General features: G+C 72.8%; 18 protein-coding genes. 4 read left to right on the top strand and 14 right to left on the bottom strand.

Going from position 1 to position 21,362, the window contains the following annotated elements:
• Positions 1–6: 6 nt before the first annotated feature.
• The gene (locus tag OG447_RS17310) at positions 7–447 is read right to left on the bottom strand and encodes a YidB family protein (RefSeq protein ID WP_266937535.1); all 441 of its coding nucleotides are present in this window, start codon (positions 445–447) and stop codon (positions 7–9) included.
• A 138-nt stretch (positions 448–585) separates the two neighbouring features.
• Here OG447_RS17310 and OG447_RS17305 point away from each other — a divergent pair, with 138 nt between their 5' ends.
• The 3 genes from OG447_RS17305 (at position 586) to OG447_RS17295 (ending at position 2,330) form a co-directional block, all read left to right on the top strand.
• Entirely contained in the window at positions 586–927 is a 342-nt protein-coding gene (locus OG447_RS17305; RefSeq protein ID WP_266937533.1) for a DUF952 domain-containing protein, read from the top strand.
• A gap of 81 nt (positions 928–1,008) precedes the next feature.
• Entirely contained in the window at positions 1,009–1,461 is a 453-nt protein-coding gene (locus OG447_RS17300; RefSeq protein WP_266937531.1) for a Rieske (2Fe-2S) protein, read from the top strand.
• A 188-nt stretch (positions 1,462–1,649) separates the two neighbouring features.
• A complete protein-coding gene (locus OG447_RS17295) occupies positions 1,650–2,330 on the top strand; it encodes a nucleotidyltransferase domain-containing protein (protein ID WP_266937529.1) in 681 nt (226 codons plus the stop codon).
• A gap of 13 nt (positions 2,331–2,343) precedes the next feature.
• Here OG447_RS17295 and OG447_RS17290 read toward each other — a convergent pair whose 3' ends face one another.
• From OG447_RS17290 to OG447_RS17230, 13 genes are all read right to left on the bottom strand, one after another.
• On the bottom strand, positions 2,344–3,096 hold the full coding sequence (locus tag OG447_RS17290) for a nucleotidyltransferase domain-containing protein (protein WP_266937527.1): 753 nt from the start codon (positions 3,094–3,096) through the stop codon (positions 2,344–2,346).
• 3 nt (positions 3,097–3,099) lie between these two features.
• On the bottom strand, positions 3,100–4,119 hold the full coding sequence (locus OG447_RS17285; protein WP_266937526.1) for an ADP-ribosylglycohydrolase family protein: 1,020 nt from the start codon (positions 4,117–4,119) through the stop codon (positions 3,100–3,102).
• Entirely contained in the window at positions 4,116–4,859 is a 744-nt protein-coding gene (locus OG447_RS17280) for an NUDIX domain-containing protein (protein ID WP_266937524.1), read from the bottom strand. Before OG447_RS17280 ends, OG447_RS17285 begins: the two co-directional genes overlap by 4 nt.
• Positions 4,856–5,935: an AAA family ATPase gene (locus tag OG447_RS17275; protein WP_266937522.1), complete on the bottom strand. Its 1,080-nt coding sequence runs from the start codon at positions 5,933–5,935 to the stop codon at positions 4,856–4,858. Before OG447_RS17275 ends, OG447_RS17280 begins: the two co-directional genes overlap by 4 nt.
• 664 nt (positions 5,936–6,599) lie before the next feature.
• Positions 6,600–8,102, bottom strand: coding sequence for a pseudouridine synthase (locus OG447_RS17270; RefSeq protein ID WP_266937520.1), 1,503 nt, complete (start codon positions 8,100–8,102; stop codon positions 6,600–6,602).
• Positions 8,102–8,734: an SMC-Scp complex subunit ScpB gene (gene scpB, locus OG447_RS17265; protein WP_266937518.1), complete on the bottom strand. Its 633-nt coding sequence runs from the start codon at positions 8,732–8,734 to the stop codon at positions 8,102–8,104. Before scpB ends, OG447_RS17270 begins: the two co-directional genes overlap by 1 nt.
• Positions 8,731–10,155, bottom strand: a complete 1,425-nt coding sequence (locus tag OG447_RS17260; protein ID WP_266937516.1) for a ScpA family protein — start codon at positions 10,153–10,155, stop codon at positions 8,731–8,733. Before OG447_RS17260 ends, scpB begins: the two co-directional genes overlap by 4 nt.
• A gap of 878 nt (positions 10,156–11,033) precedes the next feature.
• Entirely contained in the window at positions 11,034–11,549 is a 516-nt protein-coding gene (locus OG447_RS17255) for a hypothetical protein (protein WP_266937514.1), read from the bottom strand.
• Positions 11,534–12,652: a ParA family protein gene (locus OG447_RS17250; RefSeq protein WP_266937512.1), complete on the bottom strand. Its 1,119-nt coding sequence runs from the start codon at positions 12,650–12,652 to the stop codon at positions 11,534–11,536. Before OG447_RS17250 ends, OG447_RS17255 begins: the two co-directional genes overlap by 16 nt.
• Before the next feature lie 368 nt (positions 12,653–13,020).
• Positions 13,021–14,136 carry an alanine dehydrogenase gene (gene ald / locus OG447_RS17245; protein ID WP_266937510.1) on the bottom strand — a complete coding sequence of 372 codons (1,116 nt, stop codon included), beginning with the start codon at positions 14,134–14,136 and terminating at the stop codon, positions 13,021–13,023.
• A 152-nt stretch (positions 14,137–14,288) separates the two neighbouring features.
• Complete coding sequence (locus OG447_RS17240; RefSeq protein ID WP_266937508.1) at positions 14,289–16,268, bottom strand: tetratricopeptide repeat protein; 1,980 nt, start codon at positions 16,266–16,268, stop codon at positions 14,289–14,291.
• 288 nt (positions 16,269–16,556) lie between these two features.
• On the bottom strand, positions 16,557–17,189 hold the full coding sequence (locus OG447_RS17235; protein ID WP_266938916.1) for an NUDIX hydrolase: 633 nt from the start codon (positions 17,187–17,189) through the stop codon (positions 16,557–16,559).
• An 83-nt stretch (positions 17,190–17,272) separates the two neighbouring features.
• The gene (locus OG447_RS17230) at positions 17,273–18,925 is read right to left on the bottom strand and encodes a CTP synthase (protein WP_266937506.1); all 1,653 of its coding nucleotides are present in this window, start codon (positions 18,923–18,925) and stop codon (positions 17,273–17,275) included.
• Between the two features lie 460 nt (positions 18,926–19,385).
• Here OG447_RS17230 and OG447_RS17225 point away from each other — a divergent pair, with 460 nt between their 5' ends.
• The gene (locus OG447_RS17225) at positions 19,386–21,191 is read left to right on the top strand and encodes a glycoside hydrolase family 15 protein (protein ID WP_266937504.1); all 1,806 of its coding nucleotides are present in this window, start codon (positions 19,386–19,388) and stop codon (positions 21,189–21,191) included.
• Positions 21,192–21,362: the final 171 nt, after the last annotated feature.

Raw genomic sequence — 21,362 nt, 5'->3', positions numbered from 1 at the left:
GAGGTGTCAGAGCGCCTGCGCCTTGATGATGTCCTCCAGCGAACCCGACGGCACCTGCCCGTCCGGCGTCAGCTTGTCGACCGCCTGGGGCAGCGTCTGCGCGATCTCGTCGGCGGCCTGCTCCGGGGTGACGCCGGCCTGCTCGGCGACCTTCTGGAGGGTGCCGGCCGGCAGGGCCTCCTTGATCTGGTCGGCGCTGACGGGCTTGTTCTCGCCGGTGCCGACCCAGGACTGGGCCTGGTCGGCCAGCCCCGACTTGTTCAGCATGTCCATGAGGCCGCCCAGCGGGTTGTTCCCGCCGCCCGCCTGGCCGCCGCCCGCGCCGCCGCCCAGCAGGGAGCCGAGCAGCGAGCCGAGGATGTTGCCGCCTCCACCGCCCTGGCCGCCGCCGCTGCCGCCGCCACCGAGGAGGCCGCCGAGAAGAGAACCGAGGTCGCTACCCGCCATGGTCATGCCTTTCGAAGAGGGGCCGGGCCGCGCGAGACAGCGGCAGGCCCGGCTTCGAGACACGGACAATGTCACCCGAACCGGGTGGGGCCGCCACTTGGCGCACGGCCCCGCGGCGGCTGCGGTAGAACGATCGGCATGATCTTCCACATCGTCCCGCTCGCCGACTGGGCCGTCGCGCCCGACTCCCCGTACGCCCCGCCCTCGCTCGGCTCCGAGGGCTTCGTCCACTGTTCGGCGGACCGCCCTACGGCGCTCGCGATCGCCGACGCGCACTACCGCGAAGTACGGGGGACCCTGCTCGCGGTGGAACTCGACGAGGAAGCCCTGACGGCGGAAGTCCGCCGGGAGGGTGAATCCGGGGGCCGCTATCCCCACGTCCACGGCCCGCTGAACCGGGAGGCCGTGATCCACGTGTGGGAAGTCGTACGCACACCCGGCAGTCCTGCCTCACTGGTCCCGTGGCAGCCGGGTGCATGAACCGGCGCGGCGGGCTTCTCCCGAGGCCCTCCGCGGGCCAGGATGCTGCACGTCATCCGGCCACACAGCGAGGAGACAGTCATGAGCGACCCCACGCAGACCGCCCGGCGCACCGTACTGGCAGCAGGCGCTTCCGCCCTGGCGGGCGGAGTTCTCACCGCCTGCGGTGAGGGCGAGAAGCAGAAACCGGTGAGCGAGCCGGGCAGCGCCACCGACCCGTCCGCGCCCGCGCCCGCGGCGGCCAAGAAGACGATCGCCAAGGCGGCGGACGTGCCGGTCGGCGGCGGCACGGTCCTGAAGGAAGAGAAGCTGGTGATCACCCAGCCCACGGCCGGGAACTACCGCTGTTTCACGGCGGTCTGCCCCCACCAGGGCTGCCTCGTGACGAAGGTGGCGAACGGCACCATCGACTGCGCCTGCCACGACAGCAAGTTCAAGGACACCGACGGAGCGGTGACCAAGGGCCCGGCCACCCGCCCGCTGGCCGAGAAGAAGATCACCGTCGCGGCGGACGGCAGTATCACGCTCGCTTAGCGCCAGGGGCGTGTCTAGTGCTGTGGCCGGAAAGGTTTGTCGGGGCGCGTCGTCCGGTGCGGTGCATCGCAAGGCGGAGGGTCGCGGCTCGTACTGGACGTACCGGCGCGGTCCGACAACGCGGCGAGGCGCCGTACCGGGCGGCGCGACCCGGTGGACCTTTCCGGCCACAGCACTAGGCTCCCCGGATGGACGATCTGACGCTGGTGCGGGACCACACGGTCTATCAGTGCGTGATGGGCTCCCGGGCGTTCGGGCTGGCGACGGAGGCGAGCGACACCGACCGGCGCGGTGTCTACCTCGCCCCGACGCCGCTGTTCTGGCGGTTCGAGAAGCCCCCCACGCATGTGGAGGGCCCTCGGGACGAGGAGTTCTCCTGGGAGCTGGAACGCTTCTGCTCCCTGGCCCTGCGCGCCAACCCGAACGTCCTGGAGTGCCTGCACTCCCCCCTGGTGGAACGCCTCACCCCGGTGGGCGAGGAACTGCTCTCCCTCCGCGAGGCCTTCCTCTCCCGCCGGGCCCACACCAGCTTCAGCCGGTACGCCTCCTCCCAGCGCGGCAAACTCCTCGCGGACGTCCGCGTCCACGGGGCCCCGCGCTGGAAGCACGCCATGCACCTGCTGCGCCTGCTGCTGTCCTGCCGCGACCTGCTGCGCACCGGCCGCCTGACCATCCATGCGGGCCCGTACCGCGACCGGCTCCTCGCGGTCAGGCGCGGCGAGCTCAGCTGGGACGAGGTCGACGCCTGGATGGCCCGCCTCGCCGAGGAGACCGAGGCCGCCCTGGCCACGACCACCCTCCCCGAGGAGCCCGACCAGGCCCGCGTCGAGGACTTCCTGGTCCGCGCCCGCCGCGCGTCCGCCGGCTAGTGCTGTGGCCGGACTAGGAAATGCGCCGGCGTACGACGAAGGCGTCGAGCGCGTCGTAGGCCGAGCCGTACTCCGGCAGCGCGGAGAGCGCCTGCGCCGCGTCGAGCACCCCGTGCAGCGCCTCGAACTCCTCCCGCACCCGGTCCACGGCCGGTCCCTCGTACGCCCCGTGCTCGGCGGCCACCTTGGCCTCGATCAGGCCGGCGAGACGGGCGGGCGCCTCCGGTACCTCGGCCAGCAGGCTCGGCAGGTGCGCCTGCACCTCGCCCGACCGCATCAGGTGGATGCCGGTGAGCAGGGCCCGGAAGGCGTACAGCAGCGGCTTCAGCTCGGCCGCCTTCTCGAAGAGCCGCCACTGGGTGTTGGCGAAGCCCCGGTAGTGGTGGGCGTGGTGGGAGGTCAGGACGCCCGGGGCGAGCGCGATCAGCTCCTCGTGGGCCGGCGTGGTGTGCACCACCAGCGGGGACAGCAGCTGCTCCAGGACGTAGCCGTTGCGGTTCAGCATCAGCCGGACGAACTTGCGCAGGTCGTGCGTGACGAGGTCCATCTCGACCCCGTCCCGGTCCCACATCCGGCTGCGGGTCTCCTCCGGCTCGCGCAGCCCGAGGAGGGACCGCGCGGGGAGCAGGTGGGCTCCGCGCAGGTCGATGTCGGAGTCCCGGGACGGGAATCCGTACAGGTGGGCGCCCGACACGGTGGCGAACAGCAGCGGGTCGGGCTGTTCGGCCACGACGGGGGTCAGGTCGAGACTCAGTGCATCCAGCATGGATCAAGCATCCCAGAGGGCGCCGAAGGCCAGGAGTTCGTCCCGGTACTCGATGCGGCCCTCCCAGTCGCGCGGCCAGACGTCCGCGCCGAGGTGGGCGCCCGCGAAGGCGCCGGCCAGGCAGGCGATGGAGTCCGAGTCCCCGGCCGTGCAGGCTGCGCGGCGCAGGGCCGTCAGGGGCTGGTCCGGGAAGAGAAGGAAGCAGTGCAGGGCCGTGGCGAGGGCCTCCTCCGCGATCCAGCCGTCGCCGGTGGCCAGGCAGGGGTCGGTCTCCGGGGACGGGCTGCGCAGGGCCGCCGCGAGGCGGTCCAGTACGGCCAGGCACTCGTCCCAGCCCCGGGCGATGAAGGACTGCGCCGACGCGTCGGAGGCCGTGCGCGTCCAGAGGTCGCCGAGCCAGCGCTCGTGGTAGCGGGTGCGGTTCTCCAGTGCGTACGAGCGCAGTTGCCCGACCAGGCCGGTCACCTCGGTGCCCCGGGCCAGCAGGAACACGGCCCGCGCGGTCAGGTCGGAGGCGGCCAGGGCGGTGGGGTGACCGTGGGTGAGGGCGGACTGGAGCTGGGCGGCGCCTGCCCGCTCCTCCTCGGTCCAGCCGGGGACCAGCCCGACCGGGACGACCCGCATGTTGGCGCCGCAGCCCTTGGAGCCGGTCCGGCTGGCGTCGCGCCAGTCCCGCTCGGGGTCGTCCAGCAGGCGACAGGCCGTCAGGCAGGTGTTGCCGGGCGCCCGGTTGTTCTCCGGGGAGTGGTACCAGTCGACGTACTCCTGCCGGACCGGCGGGGCCAGGAGCAGCGGGTCGGCCGGCCCCTGCCCGGCGGCGGTCCGTATGCCGCGTGCCAGGGCCAGGGTCATCTGGGTGTCGTCCGTGACGATCGCCGGGCGGGGCAGTTTCATCTCGCGCCACGGGCCGGTCTTGGCGAGGATCGACGGGACGTCGTTGAACTCGGTGGGGAAGCCCAGGGCGTCCCCCAGGGCGAGGCCGATCATGGCGCCGGTCGCCGCGCGCTTCGTGGTGGTCGTCATCGGGGGTGTCCTTCCGTGGGGCGGAGCAGGGGCGGGTGCAGGGTGGTGGCCGGTCCGGGCCGGTAGAGCGCGGCCGGTTTGCCGCGGCCCCCGGTGAGCCGGGCGGCCCCCGGTACGGCCTCGACGAAGCCGGGGGTGGCCAGGACCTTGCGGCGGAAGTTGGGGCGGTCCAGGGAGGTGTCCCAGACGGTCTCGTAGACGGCCTGGAGCTCCCCGAGGGTGAACTCGGGCGGGCAGAAGGCGGGGGCCAGGCAGGTGTACTCCAGCTTCGAGCCGATCCGTTCGCGCGCGTCCGCCAGGATCACCGCGTGGTCGAAGGCCAGGCCGCCGACCGTCCCCACCGGCACCCAGCGGGCCCGGTCGGCGTCGCCGCCGCCCTCCGCCGCCGGTTCCGGCATGTCGGGGACCAGCGCCGTGAAGGCCACCGAGACCACCCGCATCCGGGGGTCCCGGTCCGGTTCGCTGTAGGTGCGCAACTGCTCCAGGTGCAGGGCCGCGACCACCGCCCCGGGCAGGCCCGTCTCCTCGGCCAGTTCGCGCCGGGCCGCCGTCTCCGCGGACTCACTGGGCAGGACGAAGCCGCCGGGGAGCGCCCAGGCCCCCGCGTACGGCTCCTGCCCGCGCCGGATCAGCAGGACGTGCAGGGCCCCGGCCCGTACGGTGAACACGGCGAGGTCGACGGTCACCGCGAACGGCTCGAAGGCGTGCGGGTCGTAGCCGGCCGCCGGTTCCCCGCTCATCGGGCCTCCGGGAGGGGATCGGCGAAGTGCCAGCCCTCGGCGAGCAGTCCGTCCACGGCGGCCACGGCCGTGGCCAGCCGCGTCCGCCGGTCCCCGCGCACGAGCAGGAAGCGCCGCCCGGTCGCCACCAGCTCCTCGCGGAACCGCCGGGTCATCCAGGGTCTGAGGTGGGGCCCGTCGCGGAGCCCGTCGTCCTCGAAGGGCACGTCGGCGTCGTCCGTCAGCAGGTACAGGTCCCGGCGGGTCAGGGCGGCGGTCCTCTCGACCTCCGGGTTGCGGCCGCCGAGGTAGCGCTCGTGCCAGATGCCGGTCGCGAAGGAGTCGGTGTCGCAGATCAGCACCGGGGAGCCCGTCCGGGCGGCCTTCTCCTCGTGCGCGTCCTGGCGCCGGGCGATGACGGGGAACTCCGCCGAGGTGAAGGAGACGTCCGCCCAGGTGGCCCCCGGGTCCGACGCGCGGGCCGCCGCGAGCTTCTCCTCGCTGTAGCGGCGTCCGTACTCGGCGACCCAGCCGGTCGCCGCCCAGACCCCGCCGCGCGCCCGGTAGTGCGCGGCCAGGTCCCGGGACAGTGTCGTCGTCCCGGTGGACTCGGCGCCGAGCACGACGACGCGCCGCGCCAGGGCGGCCCGTACGGCCGGCCCCAGGAAGTCCCAGCAGCCGGCCGGGTCCGCCCGTACGGCCGTCCCGGACACCGGGAACAGGGTCCGGGCGGGGTCCACGCAGACCTCTTCGGCGCCGAACCGGCGCGCGAGCTCGGTGCCGTAGCCCTCCGAGGTGAAGACGGCGTCGACGGGGCGGCCGACCGCACCGCGGAAGATCGCCATGTGGGCCTCCCAGACGGCCGGGTCGTGCAGGTCGACCGGGATGTCGTCCACGGCGCCGACGACCTCGGCGCCGGGGTGCGCCTCCCGCATCCAGGCGACCCGGTCGGCGAGCGGCACCGATTCCACGGAGGCCGCGCAGACCAGTACGGTCAGCCGCTCGCAGCGGTCCTGGGCGGTGCGCACCAGGTGGTGGTGGCCGGCGTGCGGCGGATAGAACTTGCCGAGCACCAGCCCGTGGCCGAAGCGCCTCATGCCGCCGCCTCCCGGACCGTACGGGCGCCCCGAGCCGGCAGCGTGAGGCCGAGCACCCCCACCGCCCCCGCGGGGGCGGTGGCCCGGTGCACCGGCAGGACCTCGACGGTTCCTGGTCCACCGTTCCTTTTCACCGCGCAGAAATGAGCTCTGCGCGGTGGCACGCCCCGAACGGTCTTGGACGCACTGGGTCCCGGCTTTCGCTCCCCGGACGGCGACACGCATCCTGTGCGTGGTCCGTTCCGGGAGGGCCGGTTCCCTAGCGATCTGGCCAAGTGGGCGCGGCCAAAGGCGACGGGGAGGCCCTGAACCATCGCTCCGGTGGAGCAGGGGCCCCGCACACTGGCACCGCACCCGGCGTCCCAGATCGCACCGGCGACGCTACCCCGTTGAACACCACCCCCCGCAAGCCGCCAACCCGACAACCACCCAATCGAGTTAACACACACCCGCTCGCATTCATTTACGAGAGGCTCGCGACCCCCGCAGGTCCAGGGCCGCCGGCCACACACGGCTTGGCCGATGAAGGTGCAGCTCATTGACGACCCCCCACTCTCTTTAATGGTCAAGTTGACTATAAACAAGGAAAGGGGCCCCGGACAAGGGAAAAGCCCGCGGCGCCGTGAGGCACTGCGGGCTTTCCCTTGTCCTGCGATCAGGCGGACTACAGACCGACCTCGCGCATCAGCATGCCGACCTCGGTGTTGGTCAGGCGGCGCAGCCAGCCGGACTTCTGGTCGCCCAGCTCGATCGGACCGAAGGCGGTCCGGACGAGCTTCTCGACGGGGAAGCCCGCCTCGGCCATCATGCGGCGGACGATGTGCTTGCGGCCCTCGTGGAGGGTGACCTCGACCAGGTAGTTCTTGCCGACCTGGTCGACGACGCGGAAGTGGTCGGCGCGGGCGTACCCGTCCTCCAGCTCGATGCCGTCCTTGAGCCGCTTGCCGATCTCGCGCGGCAGCGGGCCGGTGATGGCGGCGACGTAGGTCTTCTTCACGCCGTACTTCGGGTGCGTGAGGCGGTGGGCCAGCTCACCGTGGTTGGTGAGCAGGATGATGCCCTCGGTCTCGGTGTCGAGCCGGCCGACGTGGAAGAGACGCGTCTCACGGTTGGTGACGTAGTCGCCGAGGCACTGGCGGCCGTCCGGGTCCTCCATGGTGGAGACGACGCCGGCGGGCTTGTTCAGCGCGAAGAACAGGTACGACTGGGTGGCGACGGTCAGGCCGTCCACCTTGATCTCGTCCTTCGGCAGGACGCGCTTGCCCTGCTCCAGCACGATCTCGCCGTTGACCTCGACGCGGGCCTGCTCGATGAGCTCCTCGCAGGCGCGGCGCGAACCCATGCCGGCGCGGGCGAGCACCTTCTGCAGGCGCTCACCCTCCTCCTCGGCACCCGGGAAGGTCTTCGGGGTCTTGATCACGGGCTTGTCGGCGTACCGGTCGCGCACGCGCTCCTCGATCCGCGCGTCCAGCTCGCGCGGGCGGGACTGGCCGCTACGGCTGCCCGGACCGCGGCGCGGGCCGCCGGCCCCGCCGATAGCCGGGGTCTTGGAGGTCTTGGGGCCGCCCTTGGCACCGCCGCGCGCTGCCGCGCCACGGGCACCGGAGCCACCGCGGCCGCCGTCGGCCGCGCCGCGGGCACCGCCGCCGCCCGCCTTGGCACCGCTGCGGCCGCTGCGCTCGCCCTCGGGGCCCACGTCGTAGCGGCGCTCCTCGGGGCGCGGGTTGCGGATGCGGGGCGCCTGCTCGCGGTCACGCGAGTCGGAGCCGCCGCCCTGGTAACCGCCGGAGCCACCGCCCTGGTAGCCGCCGCCCTGGTAGCCGCCGCCGGAGCCGCCGCTGCGGTAACCGCCGCCGGAGCCGGAGCCGCTGCCACCGCGGGCGCCGCCGCCGGAGCCGCTGCCACCGCGGGCGCCGCCGCCGCTGGAGCCGCTGCCGCCGCGGGCGCCGCCGGAGCCGCCCGAACCGCCGCTGGAGCCGCCGCGGTAGCCGCCGCCACCGCCCGAGCCGCCGCTGGAGCCGCCCCGGTAGCCGCCGGTGCTGCCACCGCCGGAGCCGGAACCGCGGTAGCCACCGCCGCCGGAGCCGCCGCCTCGGGCGCCTCCGCGCCCGCCGCCGCCGCTGCTGTTCCTGTTGCCGCTACCGTTGCCGTTGCCGCTGCTTCGCATCAAAGTTCCGTCGTCTTGTCGTCGTCTTCATCAGTGTCCGGTGCGTCCGGATCGAACGACGGCACACCTTCTTGCGTCTCGGCTTCGATCGCGTCCGCCTCGGGGAGGAAGGGCGCGAGCTCCGGGAGCTCGTCCAGGCCGCGCAGGCCCATCCGCTCCAAAAAGTGGTTCGTCGTCCTGTACAGGATCGCACCTGTTTCGGGTTCCGTCCCCGCCTCGTCCACCAGACCGCGCTGGAGGAGGGTCCGCATGACCCCGTCGCAGTTGACTCCGCGGACCGCCGATACCCGGGAACGGCTCACCGGCTGGCGGTACGCGACGACCGCCAGGGTCTCCAGCGCCGCCTGTGTGAGGCGGGCCTGCTGGCCGTCCAGTACGAAGCCCTCTACGGCCGGGGCGTACTGCGCCCGGCTGTAGAAACGCCACCCCCCGGCGACGAGGCGCAGCTCGAAGCCCCGGCCGGCGGCCGTGTACTCCTCGGCGAGCTCGCGCAGCGCGGCCGCGACCTCGCGCGGGGTGCGCTCCAGGACCTTGGCGAGGTGCGCCTCGGTCGCGGGCTCGTCCACGACCATCAGTACGGCCTCCAGCGCGGGCTTCAGCTCCAGCGCGGCCACCGCGCTCGCGTCGCTCATTCCTTCGCCTCCACGATCTGGTCGAACTCGTCGGTCACGGTCGGCATGCCGTCGCCGTCCCCGCCGCTCCAGCGCACGGTCAGGGTCTTCAGGGCCTCCTCCTGGTCGAGGACGACCGCCTTCTCGCGGTAGAGCTCCAGCAGGGCCAGGAAGCGGGCGACCACGGTGAGGGTGTCCGCCGCGTCCTCGGTGAGTTCCTGGAAGGTGGCTTCGCCGCGCGTCTTGAGCATGCGCACGACGAGCGCGGCCTGCTCGCGCACGCTGACGAGGGGTGCGTGGATGTGGTCCACGTAGACCTGCGGCCGGGCCTTGGGCTGCATGGCCTTCACGGCCAGGCGGGCGAAGCCCTCCAGGCCGATGCTGATGACCACCTCGGGCAGCAGTTCGGCGTGGTGCGGCTCCAGGCCGACGGTACGGGGGTGGCGCCGGCCCTCGGCCTCGGCCCGCCCCTCGAAGATCTCGGCGATCTGCTTGTACGCCTTGTACTGGAGCAGCCGGGCGAAGAGCAGGTCCCGGGCCTCCAGCAGGGCCAGGTCGGCCTCGTCCTCGACCTCGGCGGCCGGCAGCAGCCGGGCGGCCTTCAGGTCGAGCAGGGTGGCGGCCACGACGAGGAACTCGGTGGTCTGGTCGAGGTCCCAGTCCGGGCCCATCGCCCGGATGTGCGCCATGAACTCGTCGGTGACCTTGGACAGCGCGACCTCGGTGACGTCGAGCTTGTGCCGCGAAATCAGCTGGAGGAGCAGGTCGAAGGGCCCCTCGAAGTTGTCGAGGTGCAACGTGAACCGCCCGTCGCCTCCGGTGGGGCCCGCACCCACCACCGCGCCGGGGCGGTGGCCGGGAGCGGGAGCGGGGCCGGGGCCGGCAGGCGCCTCGGTCCCGGGGCCGGGGTCGGCGGGCGCCTCCGTCCCGGGGCCGGGGTCGGCGGGCGCCTCCGTCCCGGGGCCGGGGTCGGCGGGCGCCTCCGTCCCGGGGCCGGGGTCGGCGGGCGCCTCCGTCCCGGGGCCGGGGTCGGCGGGCGCCTCCGTCCCGGGGCCGGGGTCGGCGGGCGCCTCCGTCCCGGGGCGCGCGGGCGCTGAGGGGGATCCGAGTGCGGAACCGGCCGGGGCGGCTGGGGCGGTCGGGGCCGCGGGGGCCTCGGCCGGGGCCGGGACGACCGGCACCGCTCCCGGGTCCCGCGGGGCGGGTGCCTCGGCCGGGGTCGGCGTCCCGGGCGGGGCGGCAGGGGTCCGGGGGCGGCCTGTGGGGCCGTACCCGGCCTCGGGCGCCGCCTGGGGCTCCGCCCCGCCCTGGTCCGCCGTACGCCCCGTAGCGGGCGGCTCAGCGCCTTCGGGATCCTCCGCCCCGGCCGCGGGATCGGGCGCAGCGGGACCGCGTCCCAGCGGGCGGCGGGTCGGTCGGCCGGGTTCGGCGGGGTAGGGCATCGCGGTCCAGGGTGGTGCGGAGGGGGCGGCGTACGGGCCGGGCCTGAGCGACCGGCGCCCCGTGCAGCCTAGGGGGTGTCCGGTGGGTCAGGGTCGGAAGCCCGGGTCGGCTGGTGCCGTGGATTGCAAGGCGGAGGAGGGAGTCACTGCGGAGCGAGGAGGGAGTCACTGCGGAGCATTGACGACCGACGACAACGCGGCAAGCCGCGGTGCCAGCCGACCCGGGCCCGGCCATGACCCACCGGACACCCCCTAAGGGCTGTCCCGTGGTCCCCGGTGGATCAGCGCAAGGCGGCGGATCCGGTACATCGCAAGGTGGAGGGTCGCCTGCGTACGGGCGGGTCCGGGCGCTCCGACAACGCGGCGAGGTGCCGTGCCGGGCGGCGCGACCCGGTGGACCCTTCCGGCCACAGCACCAGTGCTGTCGTCGTGCGCCCGCCGGGGGCCACGGGACAGCCCTTGGGCGCGGTCCGCCCGATCGGGCCGGGCCGGCCCGGGGCGGCGGCGGGGCGTCACCCGGAGCCGGCTACGGACCCGGCGCGAACGGGCAGACGGGAGACGGGCGGACCGGGGCCGTCCCGGCGGCGTCCCCGGAGGTTCGGCCGTACGACGGCGGGCCCGGCGCAGTGCGGGCCTCGACCTCGGCTGCGCCGGAAGCGGCCGGCGGGGTACGGGCCCGGGCCGCGGCTGCGCCGGAGGCGGCCAGGGCGGTTCGGGGCCCGGCCTCGGCTGCGCCCCGTGGCGCACGGGCTCGGCATCCCCCGAAGGGGACCACGGCGGGCGGGGCGGGGGGGCGTCGGGACCGGGGCACCCTCCGGCCCGGCACCCCGGCGCGCGGGTTCCGGCGCCGTGTCCCGGACGGGACCCGGCGGGGACGGTCAGCGGCCGCGCAGGCGGCGTACGAGGATGCTCGCGTCGCCCCGGGATTCGAGGTCGGCGAGGACGACCGCCACCGCTTCGCGGACGATGCGCCCGCGGTCGACCGCCAGCCCGTGCTCCCCGCGCAGCACCAGCCGCGCGTGTTCGAGGTCCATGAGCTCCTCGGCGGAGACGTACACGGTGATCTTCTCGTCGTGCCGCTCGCGCCCGCTGGGCCGCCGGTTCGCGCCCCGGCCCTGCCCCTTGCCGCGGCCGCCCGCCTGGGCACCCGCACCGGCGGGGCTGACAGAACCTTCCTGCGGCCTGCGCGGCTGCCCCACGACGGGGCCTCCGGCCGCCGCGGCCTCAGCCTCCCGGCTGCGGCCCTCCCCCGCCGTGCCCTCCGCCGAGGTGGCCGAGTGTTCCGTGGCGGACGCCTCGTCGGCCCCCCGCCGGGGCGAGGACGACTGGAGGGCCATCCCCCCGGTGGTTCGGAACAGTTCGTCGGCTCCGGGCAGACTCACTCGGCGTGACACCGGGCGAGCACCTCCCTGGCCAGCTGGCGGTAGGCGGCGGCGCCGACGGAGTTGGAGGCGTACGTCGTGATCGGCTCACCGGCGACCGTGGTCTCCGGGAAGCGCACCGTGCGGCCGATGACCGTGTGGTAGACGTGGTCGTCGAAGGCCTCGACGACGCGCGCCAGCACCTCACGGCTGTGCACCGTACGGGAGTCGTACATCGTGGCGAGGATGCCGTCGAGCTCCAGCTCGGGGTTGAGCCGCTCCTGCACCTTCTCGATGGTCTCGGTCAGCAGCGCCACGCCGCGCAGCGCGAAGAACTCGCACTCCAGCGGGACGATGACCTTGTGAGCCGCCGTCAGGGCGTTCACGGTCAGCAGGCCGAGCGAGGGCTGACAGTCGATCACGATGTAGTCGTAGTCGGCCAGCAGGGGCTTCAGGGCCCGCTGGAGGGTGGACTCGCGCGCGACCTCGCTGACCAACTGCACTTCGGCAGCGGACAGGTCGATGTTGCTCGGCAGCAGGTCCATATTGGGGACCGCCGTCTTGAGCAGCACCTCGTCGGCCGACATGCCCCGCTCCATGAGCAGGTTGTAGACCGTCAGGTCGAGTTCCATCGGGTTCACGCCGAGCCCCACGGACAGGGCGCCCTGCGGGTCGAAGTCGACGAGCAGCACGCGCCGCCCGTACTCGGCGAGCGCGGCACCCAGGTTGATGGTCGACGTGGTCTTGCCCACGCCGCCCTTCTGGTTGCACATCGCGATGATCTTCGCGGGACCGTGGTCGGTCAGCGGACCCGGGATGGGGAAGTACGGGAGCGGGCGTCCGGTCGGGCCGATCCGCTCACGGCGCTGGCGGGCAGCGTCGGGGGCGAGGGTGGCCGCGTACTCGGGGTCCGGTTCGTACTCCGCGTCGGGGTCGTAGAAGTGCCCTTCGGGCACGTTTTCGTAGTCGGCGAAACCCACGGGCTTTTCGCCGCTCAGGTCGCCGGCCCTGGAGTTCACGTCTAGGCCGTCCATGCTCTTTCGGGGCGTCGTCATGTGCTGGTGGTTTGCGAAGGTGCGTACTGCGACGGAGCCGACGGCTTCGAGCCCGGCAGGGCCCTGGCCCCGCTCAGGCATGCCTGCTCGACCACCTCCAGGAGCAAATGTCGACTCATTCACAAGTCGTCTTACCTCCTCGGACGTGACCAGGACACTTATCGATAGGTCAGCGTGGCACCATGCCGACGGTTGGCGACTCTATGGCGTGTCACCACTCAGCGGCAACACAATCCACCGGACCCGGCACGATGTGTCGGCAACCGAACACCACTCTGTCAAGGGCGCGCGGACTGTCGCCGCGAAGTTTCGCGGGTGTGCGAAAGGGTTAAAGGGTTACGTTCGAGGCGAGTTGAACGGGCTCCCGGGGCACCGCGCAAACGGGTCCGGCCGGACCTTGGGGGCAAGGTCCGGCCGGATACGTGAGATTGACGTCAGTCGTTGACGCTTCAGCCGAGGAGCGTGTTCAGCTCAAGGGTCTGGAGGCCGTGGGCCTCGGCGACGGGACCGTAAACGACCTGGCCGTCATGGGTGTTGAGGCCCAGCGCGAGCGCCGGGTCACGACGCAGCGCCTCGACCCAGCCGAGGTTCGCGAGCTGCACGATGTAGGGCAGCGTGGCGTTGGTCAGGGCGTAGGTGGAGGTGTTCGGCACCGCGCCCGGCATGTTGGCGACGCAGTAGAAGACCGAGTTGTGGACCTTGAAGGTCGGCTCGGCGTGGGTGGTCGGACGGGAGTCCTCGAAGCAGCCGCCCTGGTCGATCGCGATGTCGACAAGGACACTTCCGGGCTTCATCTTGGCGACGAGCTCGTTGGTGACCAGCTTCGGGGCCTTCGCACCCGGGATCAGCACCGCGCCGATGACGAGGTCGGCCTCGACGACGGCCTTCTCCAGCTCGTAGGCGTTGGAGACGATCGTCTTGATCTTCGTGCCGAAGATCTTGTCGGCCTCGCGGAGCTTGTTGATGTCGCGGTCGAGCAGGGTCACGTGGAAGCCCATGCCGATGGCGATCTGCGCCGCGTTCCAGCCGGAGACGCCGCCGCCGATGACCACGCACTCGCCGGCGTGGGTGCCGGGCACGCCGCCCGGGAGCACGCCGCGGCCGCCGGCCGAGCGCATCAGGTGGTAGGCGCCGACCTGCGGGGCCAGCCGGCCCGCGACCTCGGACATCGGGGCGAGCAGCGGAAGCGCGCGGTTCGCGAGCTCGACCGTCTCGTACGCGATGGCGGTGGTGCCGGACTCCAGCAGGGCGTCCGTGCACTCGCGGGAGGCCGCCAGGTGCAGGTAGGTGAAGAGGGTCTGGTCCTTGCGGAGGCGGTGGTACTCCTCCGCGATCGGCTCCTTGACCTTCAGCAGGAGGTCGGCGGTCGCCCAGACCTCGTCGGCGGTACCGAGGATCTCCGCGCCGGCGCCGACGTACTCGGCGTCCGTGATCGAGGAGCCGACACCGGCGTTCTGCTCGATGAAGACCTGGTGGCCGTTACGGACCAGCTCATGCACGCCGGCGGGCGTGATGGCGACCCGGAACTCGTTGTTCTTGACCTCGCGGGGGATGCCGACCTTCATCGTCGATCACGGTCCTTGGCTCAGGGGATTTTACGGGGCACTTTCATACATACCCGCCCACAAGAACGCGCAACGGGATGCACCACAGGATGACGTGGTGGAGCCAGTCTAATGAAGGATGAGTCGCTGTCTAGCCTTGCAAACCAATAATCTTAGTCGGAACCACTACGGATTTCGCAGGCTGCGGGGTCATCTCCCAGCAATCGATCAGCCGCAGAGCGGTGCAGCCTTGCAGCCGCGGGGTCACCCAACCGGTCCAGCGTGTCGGCGAGCCGCACCTGGAGCGCGGCCTGGAGCCGCTGGTCCCCGGCCCTGCGCGCCAGCTCCACCGCCTCGCGGCAGGTGTGCAGCGATTCCTCCGGGTGCCCGGCGTACTCCTGGACCCGGGCCATCTCGCTCAACGCCTTTGCCTGACCCGGGACATCGGCCAGCTTCCGGTACCCCGCCGCGGCGGCCCGCCAGCTGCGCATCGCCTCCCCGTACCGGCCCGCGTAGGTATGGACGTTGCCCAGCCGCCCGTACAGCCGGGCCTCGTCCGCGCGCTCCCCCCGCGCGAGGGCCTGGGACAGGGCCCGGCCGAACCAGTCGGCGGCCCGGTGCCAGTCGGTCAGCTCCTGGTACGCGCCGCCTACGGATTCCATCGCGCGGCCCGTCGCGTACGGGTCGTTCGCCGCGCGTCCCGCGTCCAGCGCGGCCCGGTAGCGCTCCAGCGCCTCCTGGGTACGGCCGGTCTCGGCGTCCAGGTCGGCGAGGTTCAGCAGCGCGGCGGCCTGCTCCCGGTGCAGGTTGCGGCGCTCGGCCACGTCCAGGACCAGGCGGTGCAGCCCGTACAGCTCGGGGGCGGCCTCGGCGGTGCCGCGGTGGTCCGCCAGCGCCCGTACGAGGGCCGCGACCAGCCGGCGGGCCAGCGTGTCCAGCTCGCCGTCGGCCACGGCCAGGGAGGCGGCCGCGGACAGCGCGGGCAGCCGGGTGTCCAGCCAGGTGGCGGCGGCCCGCCGGTCGGGGAACCGCAGGGCGCGCGGCGTGCCGTCCAGCTTCTCGCGGGGGTCCACGCCGTCGTCGGTGCCCTCGGCGGGCGCGGCCATGGCCCGGCAGGAGTGCAGCAGCCGTACGGTCCGCTCCAGCATCCGGGCCCGGGCCAGCTGGACCTCGGCGGGGCGCTCCTTGGCCTCCAGCAGGGCCTGGAGGAGCGGCGCGAGGCAGCCGGGCAGCAGGTACAGGCCGTCATGGGAGGGGCGTACGAGGCCCAGCCCGGCGAAATCGTCCAGCGTGGACTGGGCCGCGGCCACGGAGCAGCCGGCGAGGGCGGAGGCGGTGTGCGAGTCGACGATGCCGGCCGGGGCGAGCGGCAGCAGCCGCAGGGTCCGCTGGGCGGGCTGCGGCAGGGACTCGTAGACGAGGCGGAAGCCCCGGGCGAGCGCCCCGCCGGTCCCGACGGGCATGTCGTGCAGCTGCTTGGCCACGTCCGAGACGGAGGCCTTGGGGTGGGCGGCGAGCCATCCGCCCACGAGGCCGAGCGCGGCGGGCTGGCCCCCGCACTCCTCGGCGAGCGCCTCGGCGGCGCGCGGGTCGGCGGTGACCCGGGTGTCGCCGATGCGCTGGGCCAGCAGTTCGACGGCGGACGGCGTGTCCAGCCCGCCGAGGGTGCAGGGCCGTACGTCGGGGATCCCGGTGAGCGGGCCTTCGGCGGTGACCACGACCAGGCATTCGGGGGTGTCGGGCAGCAGGGCGTCGACCTGGTGCGGGTCGGCGGCGTCGTCGACGAGGATGATCAGCCGCCGGTCGGCGACGGCGTCCCGCAGGGCGGCGCTCAGTTCGTCTTCCCCGGCCCCGGGCGGGGTGGCGTGCCCCAGGCCTTCCAGCAGCCCCCTGACCGCCAGCTCGGTGGCCACGGTCTCCCCGCCGGGGGCGGTGAGCCGGGTCCGGAGCACCCCGTCGGGGTACTGGTCGGCGACCTCGCGCACGAACGCCTCGGCGAGGGCGGTCCGCCCCGATCCCGGCCGGCCGGCGACGAGCAGTACGCGCGCCCTCGGCGCCTTGGCCTTACGGCCCGAGAGGGTGTCGAGCCCGGTCCGTGCGATGTCCTCGCGCAGCTCCTTGAGCTCACGCCGCCGCCCGACGAAATCCGTCACGGATCCGCTCCTCTCCCTGCCTCGGGTTGCGAGCGTAGTTCACGCAGAGCGACGACCCGGGTGGAGCGCGGCGGACATATCCCCTGATCGGATCAGCGGATGTTCCTCTTTTTCACGCGCCGCTGCTTTTTCACGCGCCGCTGCGCGGAGCCGTCCCCTACCCGCCCTTCCACCGTTCCCTGGGGCTCCGCCCCAGACCCCGCGCCTCAAACGCCGGCGGGGCTGGCATTCAGCCTCGCCGGCGTTTGAGGCGCGGGGGTCCGGGGGCAGCGGCGCCGCAGACGACGGCTACGCCTCGTACGGCCGGGCCGGCCACGGAGCCAGCGGCGGGCGCAGCGACTCCACCCCGCCGGAGGCGAGGGCCGCGGACAGGGCAAGGACGCCCGTCACCAGCCCCGGGTTCCCCAACCGCCCCGCCAGGACCCCGCGCACCAGGTCCCCGAGAGGAACACGCGCGAGTTCCATGTCCGCCTCCTCCTCGGAGACCACGTACCGCTCCCCCTCCGCCTCCGCCAGATCCCGCGCGAGGAAGATCCGTACGGCCTCGTCGGAGCCTCCCGGCGAGGTGAAGAAGTCGGCCAGCACCCGCCAGTCCTCCGCCTTGACGTGCGCCTCCTCGTACAGCTCCCGCTGGGCCGCGTGCAGCGGGTTCTCCCCGGCCACGTCCAGCAGCCCCGCCGGCAGCTCCCACAGCCGGTGCCGCACGGGATGCCGGAACTGCTTCAGGACCAGCACCCGCTCCTCCTCGTCGAGGGCGAGGACGCACACCGAGCCCGGGTGCACCTGGTAGTCGCGGCGCACCACCGAGGAGTCGGGCATCCGGACCTGGTCCGACTTGACGGATGTCTTCGCGCCCTCGAACGGGGTGCGCGAGGCGACGACCTCCCACGACTCCGGCGTGTCCACGATGTCGTTGCCCATGGCCATGGCCCGTACCTTCCCAAGAAACGCGACAGCCGGGGCACGATCCGTGCCCCGGCTGTCTACGTTATGCGGTCAGGCGCTCACTTCGCGGACTGCTGCCGCTCCACTGCCGCCTTGACCAGGCCCGCGAAGAGCGGGTGCGGGCGCGTCGGGCGGGAGCGCAGCTCCGGGTGGGCCTGGGTGGCCACCAGGTAGGGGTGCACCTCGCGCGGGTACTCGACGTACTCGACGAGCTTGTTGTCCGGGGAGGTTCCGGAGAAGACGAGGCCCGCCTTCTTCTCCAGCTCGCCGCGGTAGGCGTTGTTCACCTCGTAGCGGTGGCGGTGGCGCTCGTCCACGTACGCCTGGTCGCCGTAGACCTCGCGCACGATGGAGCCCTCGGCGAGCTTCGCCGGGTACATGCCCAGGCGCATCGTTCCGCCCAGGTCGCCCGCGCCCTCGACGAAGGCCAGCTGCTCCTCCATGGTCGAGATGACCGGGTGCGGGGTGGAGGCGTCGAACTCGGTGGAGTTGGCGTCCTCGATGCCCGCCAGGTTCCGGGCGGCCTCGATGACCACGCACTGCAGGCCCAGGCACAGGCCGAGCAGCGGGATCTTGTTCTCGCGGGCGTAGGTGATCGCGCCGACCTTGCCGTTGACACCGCGGTCGCCGAAGCCGCCGGGCACGCAGATCGCGTCCACGTCGGACAGCTGCGCCGCGGCTTCCGCCGGGGTCTTGCAGTCGTCGGAGGTGACCCACTTGATCTGTACGCGGGCCCGGTTGGCGAAACCGCCGGCGCGCAGCGCCTCGGTCACCGACAGGTAGGCGTCGGGCAGGTCGATGTACTTGCCGACGAGCGCGACCTTGACCTCGTGGTCGGGGTTGTGGACCCGGTCCAGCAGGTCCTCCCACACCGTCCAGTTGACGTCGCGGAAGGGCAGGTCGAGCTTGCGGACCACGTACGCGTCCAGGCCCTCGGTGTGCAGCACCTTCGGGATGTCGTAGATCGACTTCGCGTCGATCGCCGCGACCACGGCCTCCTCGTCCACGTCGCACATCAGCGAGATCTTGCGCTTGATGGAGGTGGGGACCTCGCGGTCGGCGCGCAGCACGATCGCGTCGGGCTGGATGCCGATGTTGCGCAGCGCCGCGACGGAGTGCTGGGTCGGCTTGGTCTTCAGCTCGCCGGAGGGGCCGATGTAGGGCAGCAGCGAGATGTGCACGACGAAGACGTTGTCGCGGCCGACCTCGTGGCGGACCTGGCGGACGGTCTCCAGGAAGGGCAGCGACTCGATGTCGCCGACGGTGCCGCCGACCTCGGTGATGACCACGTCGACGTCCGCGGTCGCCATGCGGCGGATGCGGTGCTTGATCTCGTTGGTGATGTGCGGGATGACCTGCACGGTGTCACCGAGGTACTCGCCGCGCCGCTCCTTGGCGATGACCTGCGAGTAGACCTGGCCGGTGGTGACGTTGGCCGAGCCGTCGAGGTCGACGTCGAGGAAGCGCTCGTAGTGGCCGATGTCCAGGTCGGTCTCGGCGCCGTCGTTGGTGACGAACACCTCGCCGTGCTGGAAGGGGTTCATCGTGCCCGGGTCGACGTTCAGGTAGGGGTCGAGCTTCTGCATCGTGACCCGCAGGCCGCGCGCCTTCAGCAGCGCACCCAGGCTGGAGGCCGTCAGGCCCTTGCCGAGGGAGGAAGCGACACCCCCGGTGACGAAGATGTGCTTGGTCGTCATGGATTTGGGCGGCATCGCCAAGAGGGGGCTCCCGTGGTCGCGAGGTGAGGTGCGTCCGGCGCCGGCCACCGTCGATCCGGAAGGGTCTCAGGGGGCGCCGAAGCTGCGGTTTCGGGGCTCCTGATTCGCACAGGCAGACCACCGGTCCACGGGGTACCAGCCTATCAGCGCCCGGGCCGGTCCGCCTCCGGCCACGCGGCGCGGGCGGGTCGCGTGGCGCGCCGGGCCGCCATCCGTCCAGGTCACCCGTTCGGCCCAGCCACATTCTTCCGGGGCTTAACGAGATCACTAGGGTGCCGTCATATCCTGCTCGGATATCGCACACATCCTCGCCGAGCAGTCCGGCAGACGGCCTCACACCGCCGCATACGGAATCATGGGCTCGGCGCGGAGATCCCCACCCACAGGAGACCGCGCAACCGCGCAATGCAAGCGCCCTTCGGGGCGGACGTGGCCGTTCGACTGGAGATGCAACGTGTCCGGGCGCATCGAGGATTACGCACTGATCGGGGACATGCAGACCGCGGCGTTGGTCTGCCGGGACGGGGCAGTGGACTGGTTGTGTCTGCCACGTTTCGACTCCCATGCCGTGTTCGCGAGCATTCTCGGCACCGAGGATCACGGGTTCTGGCGGATCGGCCCGGCGTTCCCGGCGGAGACCGAGGCCCCGCGTGCCACCCGGCGCCGGTACCGCGGCGACTCGCTGGTGCTGGAGTCGGAGTGGGACACGCCGCGCGGCACCGTCCGCGTGATCGACTTCATGCCGCCCCGCGAGGACCACGCCCCGCAGCTGATCCGCATCGTGGAGGGCGTCTCCGGGCGCGTCCGGATGCACTCCGCGCTGCGCATGCGGTTCAGTTACGGCCGGGTCGTGCCCTGGGTGCACCAGGTCGACGGGCGCACGGTCGCCGTGGCCGGTCCGGACTCCATCTGGCTGGACACCGAGGCCCAGACCTACGGCAAGGACCTGACGACCTACTCCGACTTCACGGTGGGCCCGGGCGACCGGGTGGCCTTCAGCATCAGCTGGCAGGCCTCGCACCGGGGCGCGCCGGAGGCCCCGGAGGCCGAGGCGGCCCTGGAGTCGACCACCGAGTTCTGGCGCGAGTGGGTCGAGCAGTGCACCTACCACGGGCCCTACCGGGAGGCCGTGGTCCGCTCCCTGATCACGCTCAAGGCCCTCACGTACGGCCCCACGGGCGGGATCGTCGCCGCGCCGACCACCTCCCTCCCGGAGGAGATCGGCGGGGTCCGGAACTGGGACTACCGCTACACCTGGCTGCGGGACGCGGCCATCACGCTGTCGTCGCTGCTGCGCACCGGCTACCGGGCGGAGGCCTCCGCCTGGCGCGAGTGGCTGCTGCGCGCGGTGGCCGGCGACCCGGAGAACCTCCAGATCATGTACGGGATCGCGGGCGAGCGCGAGCTCGGCGAGACCGAACTGGACTGGCTCCCGGGCTACGAGGGCTCCCGCCCGGTCCGCGTCGGCAACGGCGCCGCCCACCAGCTCCAGCTCGACGTGTACGGCGAGGTCACCGAGGCCCTGCACCTGGGCCACATGACCGGGCTGGCCCGCAACGACTACGCCTCGGTGCTCCAGCTCAAACTGATCCGGTACCTGGAGACCCACTGGGACCAGCCGGACGAGGGCATCTGGGAAGTGCGCGGCCCGCGCCGCCACTTCGTGCACTCGAAGGTGATGGCCTGGGTGGCCGTGGACCGCACGATCAAGCTGGTCGAGAGCGGGGACGCGGACGGCCCGCTGGAGCGCTGGCGCGAACTGCGCGACGAGATCCACCAGGACGTCTGCGAGAAGGGCTACGACAAGGAGCGCAACACCTTCACCCAGTCCTACGGGTCGAGGGAGCTGGACGCCTCCCTGCTGCTGATTCCGCAGATGGGCTTCCTGCCGCCGGACGACAAGCGGGTCATCGGCACCATCGAGGCGATCCAGCGCGAGCTGTCCACGCCCGACGGTTTCATCCTGCGCTACCCGACGGCGGGCGAGGAGGCCGGCGTGGACGGTCTGGAGGGCGACGAGGGCGCCTTCCTGGCGTGCTCGTTCTGGATGGCCGACGACCTGGCGATGATCGGCCGGGTGGACGAGGCCCGGCGGCTCTTCGAGCGGCTGCTCTCGCTGCGCAACGACCTCGGGCTGCTGGCGGAGGAGTGGGATCCGCGGCTCCAGCGGCAGGTCGGGAACTTCCCGCAGGCCTTCAGCCACGTTCCGCTGATCGACACGGCGCTGCGGCTGACCGCGAGCGGGGCGTACGGCGGGTAGCGCGCGTACGGGGTGCCACGCGGCCCGGGAGTGACGCGCCGGCCTGGGGGGTGTCACGCCGGGCGGAGGGTGGTGCGCCGGCCGGGGGGCGCGCCCGGGCGCGCGGATCCTCCCGCCGTGCCCCCGTGATCTCCTCCGCCTACGCTGAAAGGGCCCTATGCCCTTCTCGGA

Origin of the sequence: Streptomyces sp. NBC_01408, assembly GCF_026340255.1 — a bacterium.
In the GTDB taxonomy this organism is placed as follows: domain Bacteria; phylum Actinomycetota; class Actinomycetes; order Streptomycetales; family Streptomycetaceae; genus Streptomyces.
This window is presented reverse-complemented; position numbering and strand designations above follow the sequence as displayed.